The sequence below is a fragment of the Pseudomonas alkylphenolica genome (assembly GCF_004025535.1).
GTDB lineage: Bacteria > Pseudomonadota > Gammaproteobacteria > Pseudomonadales > Pseudomonadaceae > Aquipseudomonas > Aquipseudomonas alkylphenolica_A.
Window position 1 is genome coordinate 77,692 of the sequence record NZ_QJRG01000042.1, and the last position, 14,786, is coordinate 92,477.

At 60.4% G+C, this 14,786-nt stretch carries 11 protein-coding genes; 8 read left to right on the top strand and 3 right to left on the bottom strand.

The features are described from left to right. Positions 1–2 precede the first annotated feature (2 nt). Positions 3–2,708, bottom strand: coding sequence for an AAA domain-containing protein (locus tag DM813_RS11615; RefSeq protein ID WP_128323537.1), 2,706 nt, complete (start codon positions 2,706–2,708; stop codon positions 3–5). A gap of 213 nt (positions 2,709–2,921) precedes the next feature. On the opposite strand from DM813_RS11615, the gene DM813_RS11620 reads away from it, so the two are divergent. The 6 genes from DM813_RS11620 (at position 2,922) to DM813_RS11645 (ending at position 9,481) form a co-directional block, all read left to right on the top strand. Beyond that, positions 2,922–4,055, top strand: a complete 1,134-nt coding sequence (locus DM813_RS11620; protein WP_128323538.1) for an aminotransferase class V-fold PLP-dependent enzyme — start codon at positions 2,922–2,924, stop codon at positions 4,053–4,055. A gap of 163 nt (positions 4,056–4,218) precedes the next feature. Next, positions 4,219–5,364, top strand: a complete 1,146-nt coding sequence (locus DM813_RS11625; RefSeq protein WP_128323539.1) for an AI-2E family transporter — start codon at positions 4,219–4,221, stop codon at positions 5,362–5,364. A 14-nt stretch (positions 5,365–5,378) separates the two neighbouring features. Next, on the top strand, positions 5,379–6,887 hold the full coding sequence (locus DM813_RS11630) for an efflux transporter outer membrane subunit (RefSeq protein WP_128323540.1): 1,509 nt from the start codon (positions 5,379–5,381) through the stop codon (positions 6,885–6,887). A gap of 17 nt (positions 6,888–6,904) precedes the next feature. Then, a complete protein-coding gene (locus DM813_RS11635) occupies positions 6,905–8,002 on the top strand; it encodes an HlyD family secretion protein (RefSeq protein ID WP_128323748.1) in 1,098 nt (365 codons plus the stop codon). Next, complete coding sequence (locus DM813_RS11640; protein WP_128323541.1) at positions 7,992–9,044, top strand: DUF2955 domain-containing protein; 1,053 nt, start codon at positions 7,992–7,994, stop codon at positions 9,042–9,044. The genes DM813_RS11635 and DM813_RS11640 overlap by 11 nt, the downstream gene beginning before the upstream one ends. Next, positions 9,038–9,481, top strand: a complete 444-nt coding sequence (locus DM813_RS11645; RefSeq protein WP_128323542.1) for a potassium channel family protein — start codon at positions 9,038–9,040, stop codon at positions 9,479–9,481. The genes DM813_RS11640 and DM813_RS11645 overlap by 7 nt, the downstream gene beginning before the upstream one ends. Positions 9,482–9,584: 103 nt before the next feature. Here DM813_RS11645 and DM813_RS11650 read toward each other — a convergent pair whose 3' ends face one another. Further along, on the bottom strand, positions 9,585–10,589 hold the full coding sequence (locus DM813_RS11650) for a sensor domain-containing diguanylate cyclase (protein WP_128323543.1): 1,005 nt from the start codon (positions 10,587–10,589) through the stop codon (positions 9,585–9,587). A 304-nt stretch (positions 10,590–10,893) separates the two neighbouring features. Then, entirely contained in the window at positions 10,894–11,817 is a 924-nt protein-coding gene (locus DM813_RS11655; protein WP_128323544.1) for a LysR family transcriptional regulator, read from the bottom strand. Positions 11,818–11,971: 154 nt separating this feature from the next. On the opposite strand from DM813_RS11655, the gene DM813_RS11660 reads away from it, so the two are divergent. Both DM813_RS11660 and DM813_RS11665 read left to right on the top strand, forming a co-directional pair. Then, on the top strand, positions 11,972–13,291 hold the full coding sequence (locus DM813_RS11660; protein ID WP_128323545.1) for an MFS transporter: 1,320 nt from the start codon (positions 11,972–11,974) through the stop codon (positions 13,289–13,291). A 15-nt stretch (positions 13,292–13,306) separates the two neighbouring features. Continuing rightward, a complete protein-coding gene (locus tag DM813_RS11665; RefSeq protein ID WP_128323546.1) occupies positions 13,307–14,761 on the top strand; it encodes an amidase in 1,455 nt (484 codons plus the stop codon). The last annotated feature ends 25 nt before the right edge of the window (positions 14,762–14,786 follow it).

Below are 14,786 nucleotides of genomic sequence, written 5' to 3' on the forward strand. Positions count from 1 at the left end.
GCTTATGGGCCAGGGCTAGCCCACTGGTCGATAAAGTCGCCGACTCTCTGCGCAATGTCACTCTCGACTGTCCGCAGCCGCAGGATGGGAATACCGGTTTTAGCCAGAATGTCGTTCTTCAAGGCGTCCCGGGCCGCCTGCTCGGGTCGGTCGTGGTAACCGCCATCGACCTCGATTACCCCTAGCGGGGTCTTGCCTACTTTGAAATAGATGACGAAATCGCAACTGGCGCGCCTCAAGAAGGCCCTCTGGCGCTCTGTCCATTGTGGGTTAACCGGCGATGCAAGCTGATCCAGCTTGATCTGAGTGTGATACATCAATGTCTTGTACGCCGGGGCACATAACGCTTCGCGCAGCAGTTGCTCCAGGATCTGCTCCGACTTGAAGCGCGAATCCCTGGGCCGCAGACGAGCGTTCAAGCGCGCAAGAGACTGGTCGTACTCGCGGTACAGCACATCGAATGCCGATACCACCGGCGCGCGCACGATCTGCTCGTCCTGCGCGTAATAACTGATGTAGCGGATCAGGGCGGCGATGTGGCCATTGTTGTCGGTGAACACCTCATCACCGGTCACCAGGGTGAAGCGATGTTTGGCCCGGGATACTGCCACGTTGATCATGCAGGGGTCGTCGACGAAATCCAGGCGTCTGCGCGCCTGGTTGTAGTGTTTCTTGTCCAGCACGGTGGAGAAGACGATCTCGTCGCACTCTCGCCCCTGAAACTTGTGCACGGTGTCCTTGACGAAATCTGCCGGAAGGCGCGTGCCGGCGAGGTTGACCTGTGCCCGGAACGGGGCGATGTAACCACGGCCTTCGCCGTCCATTCCGACGGCCTGCCCCTCGTCCTCAAGCACCTTGAGCAGGGAGTCCAGTTCCCGAAGGTTGGTATTCTGCCGTGCGTGATTGCCCTTGGTCGTTACCACCAGGCGCAGGGGGGCTTCACCCTTGTCCTCGGTCATCGGCACCAGTGCGTTGTCGTAGAACTGCTGGTTGCAGAACTGGATGATCCTGGGGTGGCAACGGTAATGCTCTTTCAGCAGGGTCCTGGGCAGCGTGTGCTGGAAAACGGCAATACACGAATCCAGTAGGCTGAAACGCTCGCAATCATAGGCCTCGGCAGGCGCCTGAAGTCCCAGTTTCACGGGGATGTGCGGCAACTGGCGGTTGTCTCCAACGACAACCAGGTTCTTCGCGCAGCCCAGTGGCAGGATGCCTGGCATGATGTCCTGTAATGAAGCCTCGTCGATGATCACGTAGTCGAGGATCGCCCCCGGTGCGATCGAGTTGACGATGGAGTGCGTGCCGCTTCCCAGAATAGGGAAGCGTCGCACGAAGGCATCAAAATGCCTGCGATAATTTTTGGCATCGAAACTGTCCGACGGCGGTACCTGTCGTTGCAGATGCTGCTTCAGATGGTGCATCGATGCTGTTGTCAGTTCTTTCAGCAACGCCGTGAAATTTGCGTTTGCCAACGATTCACGGCACGCCTGCAACTCCGTTTCCTTGTCCCGTAGCGACTTGTCGTAATAATGCATCTGCAGGGCATGGAACATGGCCATGCGCGCCTCGCCCTGAGAGAAAGGTTTGGCACGAAGTATCCTGAATTTGAACAGTAGCTCGATACGGTCTTTGAGGTGAATGCGGCGCTCGCCGAGGTTGGCCAGGTAGGCCATAAGGTCTGCAGTCTTGCGCGGAGTCAGCCCGTACTTGTCCAACGAACCTGTGGCTTGCCCATCGCTATGCCCCTGCCACTGCTGCAGGTAGCGGCGCTCGATGACCAGCTCGTCAAGCTCGATTTGCAGTTGTGCTGCCTTGTTGTGGTCCTGCAGGTGCTGCTTCAAGCGGCTTACCAGGACCTGGATCTCATCCAGGGACGGCGCCGGCTCGGGCGTGCTGGAGGGCCATGCAGGCAGGTCGGCGAAGAATGCCTCGCGGTTGTCCTGGTTGCCGAGCTTGGCGACCAAGTGACCCAAGCCGTATTTTTCCAGCTTTTCGTATACGTTTTCCACGGCAGCATTGTTGTTGGACAACACCGCTACCGTCTGCCCGCGTAACAAGATATTGGCGAGGATATTAAGGATGGTCTGGGTCTTGCCGGTCCCCGGCGGGCCTTCGATCACACTGATTTGCGCGCTGAACGCCCGCTCGACCGCCTGGACCTGGCTTTCGTTCAGCCCGAACGGATAGATGAGCCCCTGGCCCGCCTCTCGTGTGCCATTGTGCCCCGTGCAATAGGCTTGCAAGGCGGTGCTGTCGATGGCAGGCAGTTTTTCAAGCTGGCGCACAACATTGTTGGCAATTTCCCGATCTGCCTTCGACTCAGCGTGATGCTGTCGGGCATTCGCCACAGCAGTGAGATAGCGCAAGACCGGTGTGTTCTTGATCGACGTCGGGGCGGTAAAGCCGATGCCGTCCGTCTTGTAGACATAGGGTTTGGCCCCTCCCGGATAGTGCACAACGGCATAGCGCTCGCCGTAGATCGTGGCTTTGGCAATGGGCTTGAAGATTGTGCTGCCGGGCTTGGTCAGCAGCATGTTGCTCAACTCGCGAATGGGGGAAATTCGGCAGTCACTGAGCGGGTGGGTGGATTTTTTCCCGAAGGGGTAACGACAAGTCAGTAGCAGAGCCTGGTACTTATCGCTCCAGAAAATAGCCCAGTCGCTGATTTCAGCGGTCTTGTCTTCACCGTCCACATGAATCGAAGCCATATTCCCTCATTCCTATGCGCACGGTATCCGGCTTCGCCTGGCGCCGAATGCTACTTTCTCCATGATGGTTCATCTTGCCATTATCGCGCGCAGGGTCGATAGCCGGCTCATGCATCTGGCCAAATTCCGTGCCGGTGGCCAAGCAATCTTGTCATTTGCCAAAGCTTGAGGCAGGGTCGATACCACGGACATCTCTGCCAAAGGAGTCACCGCATGTCAAAGCTATATCCCAGCATCGATCCTGAGGGGCTGGTCGAGTACTCGGTGGTCTACACCGACCGCTCGCTCAACCACATGTCGCAGCAGTTTCAAGGCGTGATGAAGAATATTTCCAGCACCCTGAAACAGGTCTACAACGCCCAGGCAGTTGCGGTGGTGCCGGGCAGTGGTACGTTCGGCATGGAAGCGGTAGCGCGGCAGTTTGCCACCGGCCAGCAATGCCTGGTGATACGCAACGGCTGGTTCAGCTATCGCTGGAGCCAGATCCTGGAGATGGGCAACATCCCGGCGGCTACCACGGTGCTCAAGGCCCGACCGGTCGACAGCGGTCGCCAGGCCGCCTACGCGCCGCCCCCGCTGGACGATGTGCTGGCCGCCATTGCGGCGCACAAGCCGCAGATTGTCTTCGCTCCCCACGTTGAAACCTCCTCAGGGATCATCCTGCCCGACGACTACCTGCGGGCCGTCGGCGACGCCGTGCACGCGGTGGGTGGCCTGTTCGTGCTGGACTGCATCGCCTCGGGCACGATCTGGGTTGATATGCACAAGTGCGCCGTAGACCTGCTGATCAGCGCACCGCAAAAAGGCTGGAGCGCCTCCCCGTGCTGCGCCCTGGTGATGTTCAGTGCCTTGGCTCTGGAGCGTATCGAGCACACGCAAAGCAGCAGCTTTGCCTGCGACCTGAAAAAGTGGCTGCAGATCATGCAGGCCTACGAACAGGGCGGGCATGCCTACCATGCGACCATGCCCAGCGATGCCCTCGCGCGCTTCAACGACGTGATGAAAGAGATGCAGGCCTACGGTTTCGACAAGGTCCGCGATGAACAACAGGCGCTGGGCGACCGGGTGCGCGCACTGTTGACCGGCAAAGGCATCAAAAGCGTGGCCGCCGCCGGCTTTCAGGCCCCTGGCGTGGTGGTGAGCTACACCGATGATGCCGACATCAAAAGCGGCAAGAAATTTGCCGAGCACGGCCTGCAGATCGCCGCCGGCGTACCGTTGCAATGCGATGAGCCCGCCGACTTCCAGACCTTCCGCCTCGGGCTGTTCGGGCTCGAAAAGCTGCACAATATCGAGCGTACGGTCAGCACCCTGGAGCAGGCCCTGGACGAAGTGATAGTCAACTAAGCCCTCATCTTGCCAGCAGCCAGCCCATGGCGCTGTGCGTCTACCCATAGCTGCCCTTCACGGAGGGCAGCTACCGTTGCGAGCGCTTGGAGCTCCCGGCAAATCAACGTCTATGCTGCCTAAGCGTATCCCGATCCTGGTGCGAATCGCGAGGGACTAGACAATGTTGCGCACGAACATTTCTGCAAGGGCGCTGTCCGGTGGGTTGCTCGATGTCTTAATTAGAGCCGGTCTGATCACGGTGCTGGTGCTGTTCTGCTTCCAGATCTTTCATCCGTTCCTCAATTTGATGCTCTGGGCCGTAATCCTGGCCATTACCCTGTACCCGCTGCACAACATGCTCAAGGGCAAACTGGGTAACAAGGACGGTCGCACCGCTACCCTGATCGTAGTGGTCGCCCTGGGCTTGCTGATGGTACCGATTTACCTGCTGGGCACTTCGATCAGCGATTCGATCGAAGGCACCCTGGCCGTGCTCAGGTCCGACAGCCTGGAAATTCCGCTGCCGAGCGAAAAGATCGCCGCCCTGCCCCTGATTGGTAAACCGCTCTACACCTTCTGGATGCAGTCGGCGACCGACATGAGCAGCGTGCTGATGAAGCTGATGCCTTACATCAAGACGGTCGGCTTGACCTTGTTGGGCAAGATGGCCGGTGTTGGCGTGGGCTTTCTGCTGTTCATCGGTGCACTGATCATTGCCGGTGTGCTCATGGCCTACGGTGAAAACGGCGAACGCAGCGCCATCGCTATCGCCACCCGCCTCTCCGGCCCCACGCGCGGCCCGCGCATTACCGAGCTGTGCACCGCAACCATCCGCGCGGTCGCCCAGGGCGTGGTGGGTATCGCCTTTATCCAGATGCTGCTGGTGGGAGTCGGCTTCGTACTCATGGGGGTGCCCGGTGCCGGGCTGCTGGCTATGCTCGCGTTGTTGATGGGGATCATGCAGTTGCCGGTAATTCTCGTGAGTTTGCCGGTAATCGCCTATGTCTTTGCTACTGAAGGAACCACGCTTGCCACCGTCGTGTTTGCCATCTACAGCCTGATTGCCGGCATGGCCGACAACATCCTCAAGCCATTGATGCTGGGCCGCGGCGTCGATGTGCCGATGCCGGTGATCCTGATTGGCGCCTTGGGCGGTATGGTCAGCGGCGGATTCATCGGGCTGTTCATCGGGCCGGTGGTACTGGCGGTCGCCTATCAACTGTTCTGGCAATGGGTCGAGGACAAATCGCTAATCGACGTACTGGATGAACAATCGCGCGATGAGCAAACACGACTTGAGAAACCAAACGAGCATCCACCGGGCTGAGGAGAGTGCGCTTGATGTCGTCTCCTGCTCGCATGAGCCGGCTGCTGCTGTGTGGCGCCTTGGGCCTGGGCGGCTGTGTGCGCCTGGGCCCTGACTTCCAGTCACCGACCCAGGCCTGGGTCGAGCACTGGAACACTGAGGCCCTGGAGCGTGTCAGCCAGCAACGTACGCAGCCCGATAGCCGGCAGTGGTGGCACGTATTTACCGACCCGGTGCTCGACCATCTGATCGCCGAGGCCGATGCCCACAACGCCGATCTGGAAGTCGCCGGTCTGCGGGTGATGGAAGCCCGCGCTCAATTGGGCATCGCATTAAGCAACCGCTACCCACAAGTCCAGCAGGTCAGCGCCGACAGCGTCTACCTCAAGCGTCGCCAATGGGGCGGCGACAACCCGCAGGACAGCCATCTGTGGCAACACAGCGCGGGTTTCGACATCGGCTGGGAACTGGATTTCTGGGGCCGATTCAGCCGCGCCATCGAGTCGGCGGACGCTGCCTGGTTCGCCGCCCAGAGCAACTATGAAAACGTTCTGGTGCTGCTTCACGCTCAGGTGGCGCAAACCTACTACGCGCTGCGTACCGCCGAGGCGCGCCTGCTGATCGCCAGGAACAACGCCAGACTGCAGAAGCGCAGCTATGAGATTACCGAGCGCCTGTTTACCAGCGGTGACAATGCCGAGCTAGACCTGCAACAGGCCAAGACCCAGTACCTGGGAACCCTGAGCACCATTCCCGATCTCGAGGCGCAGGTCGCAAGCACACGCAATGCATTGTCCACCTTGATAGGCCGCCCGCCCGGCGCGATGCCGGAACTCCATAGCAACACCGGAATGGTGCCCCTGGTCGACCGTGCCGTGCTGCAGGGTGTGCCGGCAGACCTGTTGTTGCGCCGCCCGGATGTTCGCACCGCAGAAGCACAGGTCGCAGCCCAATCAGCGTTGATCGGTGTCGCCGAGGCCGACCTTTACCCCTCCATCAGCCTGCTGGGCAGCATCGTCTGGTCTGCGAGCTCTCTGAACGGCACGTCCAACACCCTGGACCTGATCGGCGGGCCGAGCCTGCGCTGGGACGTGTTCGACCATGGCCGAATCACCAACAACGTGCGCATCCAGGATGCCCGCCTGCAACAATTGATAGTCGTCTACCAGGACAGCGTTCGCCAGGCGGCACGTGAGGCCGACGATGCGGCGACGGGGCTGGTCAAGGCCCTGGAACGCGACCGTATCCTCAGCGAAGCGTCGATTGCCGCCGAGCGCTCGGTATCCCTGGCCAATGCCCAGTACCGTGAAGGCTATTCGGATTTCCAGCGGGTACTCGATGCCCAGGCTGCCCTGTTCGCCCAGCAGGATAACTACCTGGTCAATCGCAACACGGCCGTTAACAGCCTGATCGCTCTGTACAAGGCCCTCGGCGGCGGTTGGTACAGTGACCGTCCGCTGCTCGACCCCGCCACCCGCCAACAGATGCAGCAACGCACCGACTGGGGCAACCTGCTCGATGAAGCGAAGGAAGGTGTCAATTGAGTGACCGCCAACAAGAGATGGAAGCAACCGCACCGTCGTCTGTGGCCGACCCGGCAAAAAAAGCGCTGAATTGGGTGGCTGTGCTGATCGTCCTGAGCCTGGTCTGGTACCTGCTGGCCGACCGCTATACCCCCTACACGCAACAGGCACGGGTGCAGACATTTGTCGTTCCGGTGGCGGCGGAGGTCGCGGGCACGGTCACCAAAGTCAACGTTCGCAACAACCAGGACGTCAAGGCCGGCGACGTCCTGTTCGAGGTGAACCCGCAGCACTACCAGATCGCTGTCGACCGCGCGCGTGCCGACTTGCAGAGCACCCGCAAACAGATCGGCGCCAACACCGCTGGCATCGACTCCAAGGTGGCGTCGCTGAAAGCGGCCCAGGCCAACGAGGTCATGTCCCGCAAGGACCTCCAACGCCTTGAGCGTCTGTACAAGGAAGACCCTGGGACCATCTCCGTGCGCCGGCTGGAAATTTCCCGCTCCACCCTCGATGCGGCCGTCGCCCATGTCGCCGCGGCGCGGGCGGAAGTAGAACGCGCCCGAGAAACCCAAGGTGGCAGCGACGAGAAAAATGCCCAGCTGCTCAGCGCCATTGCCTCTGTAGACAAGGCCGAGCTGGACCTGGCCAACAGCTCGGTTCGTGCCCGCTCGGATGGCCTGGTCACCGACCTGCGCACCGATGTTGGCCAGTTCGCCGCAGCCGGTGCGCCGCTGATGACCTTGATCGCCATCCACGATGTGTGGGTCACGGCCGACATGACGGAGAACAACCTGGGCAAGGTCAGGCCCGGGACCCCGGTGCGCATCGTGCTCGATAGCCTGCCCGGCACGGTATTCGAAGGCCGTGTGCGCAGCATCGGCTATGGCGTGAGTACCGGCCAGAGCACGCCAGCCGGGACCTTGCCCACGGTGCAGAACAGCCGTGACTGGCTGCGCCCGGCTCAGCGTTTTCCAGTGATCATCGAGCTTGCGCCCGGCCAGTTGAGCGACCTCAGCGGCATCCGTGTCGGTGGCCAGGCCGAGGTCATGGCGTTCCCCAGCGAAGGCAACCCGCTGAACCTGCTCGGCCGGCTGTTCCTGCGCGTGATGAGCTGGATGTCGTATGCCTACTGAGCAACAAGTCCGTGCCAGGCGCGCCCTGCGCCTGGCCACTGGCACTGCGCTGTGCCTGGCCGCAAGCTTCGGCCTGGCCCTGCCGATCCCGTTCATCGCACCGATGCTGGCGCTGACGATGCTGGCGGCGATGAATCGACCACTGCCGTTCAAGGCCAGCCTGGGCCTGACGGTGGTGCTGATGGTGACCACCGGCAGCGGCTTGCTGTTGATACCGCTGCTGCATTACTACGCGCTGACCGGTGTGATACTGGTCGGCCTGTGCCTGTTTCTGGTGTTCCGCTATGGCATGAGTGGCGGCAATTCGCTGGTCGCCACCTTCATGGTGGTTGGCTTGACGATGATCAGCGCGGCCGGCGCTACCGAGTTCGACCTGGCACTGCAGGTGATCGTGTCGCTGGTCAAGGGCTTGCTCCTGGCCGTCACGGTGGTGTCGATCAGCCACTGGCTGCTCCCTGACCCGCTCGGCGCCCAGCCGCCCGCCCCCACCCCTGCCCTGTCGGCCGATGAAATCAGCTGGTTGGCTTTGCGCGCAGCACTGGTGGTGATGCCCGCCTTCCTGTTGGCGCTGATCGATCCGGCCAGCTACATGCCGATCATCATGAAGTCGGTCAACCTCGGCCAGCAGAGCACCGCCACCCGTGCACGCACTGCCGGGCGGGAGCTGCTCGGCTCGACCCTGCTCGGCGGCCTGATGGCGATTCTCTTCTGGTTCGCCCTGGGCCTGTTCGTCAACCTGTGGATGTTCTTCCTGTGGATGCTGCTGTTCGGGCTGGTGCTGGCCCGAAAGCTCTACGGGCTGAGCCCGGGCAGCTACACGCCGGGCTTCTGGCTCAACAGCCTGACGACCATGATCATTCTGCTCGGCCAGTCGGTGCAGGACAGCGCCGCCGGCAAGGATGTCTACACCGCCTTCGCCATCCGCATGGGGCTGTTCATCCTGGTCACCCTGTACGCCTGTGCGATGGTTTACCTGCTCGACAAGCGCCGGCAACGTCGAAATGCTTCCAAGCTACCTGCTGAAGAGGGCCACTCATGCTGATCAATTTTCTGGTAGGCCTGCCGGTGATCGTGCTCTGTGTCGTGTTGCAGGCAGTGTTTCTAGCCCTGTGTGCGCGTCGCTATGTGTCGCTGCGACGCAAGATGAACCTGAGCCCCTCCTGGAGCGATGACGTGCGCTTGCTGTCGATGGTCATGGTGGTGATGCTCATCGGCAACTACGTGCAGATGGCTTTATGGGCGCTGTTGTTCCTGCTGCTCGGTGAGTTCGATGACTTCATCACCGCGCTGTACTTTTCCGGAGTGACCTTCTCCACCCTGGGCTATGGCGATGTGGTCCTCAGCCCGCAATGGCGCTTGCTCAGTCCACTGGAGGCGGCCAATGGCATACTCATGTTCGGTGTTTCAACCGCAATCATGACCGCTGCGGTGATGGACATCATCAAACAGCACACGTCTGGCGAGCATGCAAAGCGATAGAGGCCTACGGACCTTCACCCCGGCATTAGCGCATAGTGCCCCAAATCACCCTGAGTCCGGCCAGTGCCCTGCCGGGTCATCGGCCGGTGCTCAAAGGTGGTCTCTATGAATGACTGGTAGTTGTTTGTTCTTCTGCACTTTCAACGACAGACCGGCACGCCAACCCTTCCAACTGCACGTATTCAACTCGGTGCCGACCATTGTTTTTAGCCGCATATAGCTGCTTGTCTACGGCTTTGATGAAGTCTGTAGGTTTTTCCAGCTCACCTGGCACCACCGAGCCCGCTCCGATGCTGACAGTGACGCGGTGGCCATGTGGCGATAGCGCATGCACGATGGACTGCTTCTGAATCAACCGTTGGCAACGGTCAGCAACTTTACGCGCCACCTCGGCATCGGCTTCGGGCAGCAGCACGACAAACTCTTCGCCTCCATAGCGAGCGACAAGATCGCGAGGACCATCCAACGCCAAACTCAGCGTCTGGGCGATCGCTATCAAACATTTATCGCCTTGGATATGGCCGTACAAATCGTTGTACTGCTTGAAGAAATCGACGTCCAGCAATAACAGGGACAGTGGCTGGCGCTCGCGGCGCGCACGTTCCCACTCCAACTCAAAACAGCTATCGAAGCGGCGGCGGTTGGCGATATTCGTCAAACCGTCCTTGAACGAAAGCACCTCTAGCTCTTTCTGCAAGCTCAGCAGTTGGTCCTCGGTCTTCTTGCGTTCGCTGATGTCAAACATGAAACCGATCAGTGCTTCGACCTCGCCCCTGTCATTGCGCACCACGTGCACAACGTCGCGAATCCACACATAGCCGTTGTCCTTGGTCAGCGCTCGGTAGTCCGCCTCATGGTCCACGCCAGCCTGGGATTGGGACACGCAGAAATTCACCACATATTCGCGATCTTCTGGATGCATGCGCATAGCCCAGTCTTCCACGCTCACCCAGCTTTCAGGACTCCAGCCCAGCAACGCTTCGATTTGAGGACCGATATAAGCGAATTTCATCGTGGCCCAATCAATCTTCCAGGGAATCGCCTTGGTCGACTCCAGCAAGGTTCTGTACACCCCACTGTCATTAACAAACTCGCTTACATCGGACATAGGCAATAGCCCTCAGATCGATATCAATAAGCCACTCTAGCCTGAAGCAGTCAGCCGTGGGTAATTACTGAACGATCGCTTCTGGCCGATAGCTGCCTGTGGCGAAGAGCAGCTACCGACCCAACGCGGCTACTTGCCCAGTACGCTCCCACAGAAATGGCGAATGCATCAGAAATCGGGCAAGACAATCGCTCCCGACGAGGATGACTAGATCGAACGCCTGCGTTTTGAGATTGACTGGCTTTTTTAAACCCAATGATCAAAGGACCTCACTCGCCCTCCCCCTGACTCGGTGTTATCGACCTCATCCGCTCCGCCTGCCAATGTTCAGTCCGGGCATTGCCGCGATTGCCAGGCGAGCAGATTCGACGAACCAACTGACGGGTGCATCGAGCACATACCCTTTGCGCTTAACGAACCCGATCGGCAAGGTCGGCAGAGGCTCCTCCAAGGGGATCTCACACAACAAAGGCGCCAGCCAGGGTAGTGAGAGTATGGCCTGCGGAACCGGGGCGATCGCCTTGCCTTGGGTTGTAAGCACAAGCGAGGCCATGGATGACGGGCATTCGATCATCTGCCGCGGCAAAGGCACATCGTGTTCGGTGAACCACCGACGAACCCTTTCGCTGGTTCCGCCGTGCGAATGGTCGAGCAGCCAGACCGACTCGGTCAAATCGACCAGACGATAAGCATCCCGGCTGAAAGTGCCTGCTCGGGCACAGATCGCTACAGCAACTTCCCCCAGCGGCTCGAAGCTCAGGTCCGCGCCGAGCACTTCCGGTAACAAGGATGTAATGGCCACATCAATCGTCCCATCGCGCAGCATCGGCAGCATTTCTGACACGAAGGCGTCACGGATGGTCAGCCGGGCATCGGGGTAACGGTTGTGAAAGCGCTGTAGCGCATCGGGCAGGCACAGCAGTGAGAATGCGGGCGTCACCGCTGCATGGACGCGCGCCACACCCTGGCCTGACAGGCTCTGGATTGCTGCCCGTGCGTCCCCCACCTCGGCCAGGATGAGCTTGGCACGCCTGAGCAGCTCCAGCCCGGCTTCATTAAGGCGTACGCCCTGTGGGCTTCGACTCATCAGCGGTGTCTGGAGATCGAGCTCCAGTTCCCTCAACGACTTCGTCACGGCTGTCTGGGACAGCGCCAAGGACCGGGCTGCCGCTCGGATGGTGCCGTGCTCGGCAATCGCGACAAAAACCCGTAGTTGGCTGTTCTTCATCTGGTTGGCCCCCTTGGCAGCATCCAATTAACGGAGACTTTAGTGAACTCTAAAAGTGTTCGCTATGAAATCTATTCAGTAGTTAAACCAGGAGTGAGTTTCTACGATGGCGGGATGCCGAGACCTCTGGCTATCGAATAAGAAAGGAGATGTCATGCAATCCCAGATCTGCAACCAGGCCACATCCGAACCGGTCATCCACAGACTTCCAGTCAGTGAGGATGCCCTCTATACCAAAGTGACGCGGCGCATTGTCAGCTTCCTCTTCGTCTGCTTCATCTTTGCCTTCCTTGACCGTATCAACGTCGGTTTCGCCAAGCTCGGCATGCAGGCTGATCTCGGTTTCAGCGAAGCTGTTTTCGGGTTGGGTGCGGGCATTTTCTTCCTGACCTACTTCCTTCTGGAGGTGCCGAGCAATCTGTTGCTGGCACGCTTCGGTGCACGGCGCTGGATTGCCCGCATCATGGTGACCTGGGGACTGCTGTCCATCTGCACCCTGTTCGTGCAGACGCCCACCCAGTTTTATGTCGTGCGACTACTGCTCGGCGCAGCTGAGGCAGGCTTTTTCCCCGGCGTCATGCTGTACCTGACCCAATGGTATCCGGCCGCCCGACGCAGCCGCGTGATCACCCTGTTCATGGCGGCGATTCCTGTTTCCTGCATTCTCGGCAGCCCGCTGTCGGGCTGGATCATGAAAGCCTTTGCCAATCAGGGAGACCTGGCGGCGTGGCAGTGGCTCTACCTGATCGAGGGGGTACCGGCAGTGATTCTTGGCCTGCTCACCCTGCGTCTGTTACCCGACTCGATCAAGCAGACAAAGTGGCTCAGTTTTGAAGAGCAGCAGTTGCTTGAGCAGCGAATCGCCGAGGATGTGAAGCACTCCAGTGCTCACCGCGTGCGCGATATCTTCCGTACACCGCTGGTCTGGCTGCTGGCGTTCATCAACTTCGCTTTCCTCGCCGGTATCACGCTGGCGTTCTGGATGCCTTCCATGTTGCGCACCGCAGGCGTGACCAGCACCGTGGACATCGGCTTGATGGTAGCAATGCCGTATGTACTGGCGATCATTGGCATGCTCGTCCTCGGCCGCACCTCTGATGCGTTCGTCGAGCGCCGCTGGCACTGCGCTGTGCCCGCTTTAGTCGGTGCGCTGAGCGTGGCCGTCATGCCGTTCGCCCTGCAAAACCCGACACTGCTAGTTATCGCCAGTGTCGGCGCCATCGGCGGCAATGTGATCGCCAACGCGCTGTATTGGAATCTGCCGACAGCAGTCATGTCGGGCGTCGCGGCCACTGTCGGTCTCGCCTTTGTCAACGCGTTCGGGCAACTGGCCGGATTCAGCGGCCCGTCGTTGTTTGGCTGGCTGTCTTCGACCACGGGCAGTGTGTCACTCGGGCTGGGGCTTCTCTCCACATGCCTCGCTCTGGGCGGCATCGCGGTGCTCCTGATTCCCAAGCCGTTAGTCAATCGCTGAACACAGGAGCAGCAAATGAATCACTATCAATCGGTCCGCCAGCTTTTGAAGCACCTGGACCACAACGAAATCACCAGTGTCGAGCTACTGCGTACCCAGTTAGCCCGTGTCTCGGTGGCCGACGCGACAGTCAATGCGGTTGCCGTGCTGGATAGCGAGCGTGCTTTGGCGCGTGCCGCCGAAGCGGACGCAGACCGGGCTCGAGGTGTGAGCTGGGGGCCCTTGCATGGCTTGCCGATCACCGTGAAGGAATCGTTCGACGTCGCAGGACTGCCCACTACCTGGGGCTATGAGGCGTTCAGGAACAATATCGCCAGCACTAACGCCGTGGCCGTCCAGCGTCTGATCGATGCCGGTGCGATCATCTTCGGCAAGACCAACGTACCTGTCTCACTGGCGGACTGGCAGACCTTCAATCCGGTCTATGGGACAACCAGCAACCCGTGGGACGTGAACCTTAGCCCGGGCGGTTCTTCAGGAGGATCAGCGGCTGCGCTGGCCGCCGGCTATACCTCGCTCGAACTGGGCAGCGATATCGGCGCATCCATCCGCAATCCGGCACATTATTGTGGCGTCTATGGCCACAAGCCCACATGGGGCCTGGTCCCCATGGCCGGCCATGCGCTACCGGGTATCGCCTGTATCGACTCCTTGGATATCGGTGTAGCCGGGCCCATGGCGCGCAGTGCATTTGACCTCGAGGTGGCCATGGACATCCTCGCACCGCGCGCCCAAAGCTTTGGCCGCCACGGCTGGCGCAATACGGACTGGAAACGCGGCGGGCGACCGGTCACAGCGCTGCGCATCGCCGTCATGTGCGACGACCCGGTGGCTCGCGTTTCTAACGTAATCGTCGACCGATTGCAGGAGCTGGCGGCATTCCTGCGCCAGAAAGTAGCCCATGTCAGCGAAAGCCGCCGCCCGGTGGATAGCGTGGAGGCCCGCGCCGTGTACCTGCACCAGGTGCGGGCGGCGACCGGCGCATTCTTCTCCGACGAGGACTATGAAGCGGCCCAGAAAGTCGCCAGCGGGCTGGATCCGGCCGATATGAGCTACCGGGCCTGCCACTACCGGGGGGTTACGCTCACGCACCGGGACTGGTTCGCCTGGGATCAGCGCCGGGCCAGACTGTGTCAGCAATGGGAGGCGTTCTTCGAGGATTTCGACCTGCTGATCTGCCCGGTTGCTACCACCCCAGCCTTCGCGCACAACCAGCAGGGCGAACGCTGGGAGCGAATGCTCGACGTCAATGGGCAGCCTCAGGAAAGCACCGACTCCATGTTCTGGGCGGGCTACCCCGGTGTCGTAGGGCTACCGGCAACAGCGATTCCATTGGGCCTCGACCCGCGCGGGCTGCCTTTCGGAGCGCAGATTATCGCCCCGGCGTTTGCCGACCATGCGGCGATGCACTTCGCCCAGTGGCTTGAGCTGGAGTGGCAAGCCTTCCAGGCACCGGCAAACGCTCTGTAACGCAGCTACTGCGGTTTAGCCAAAA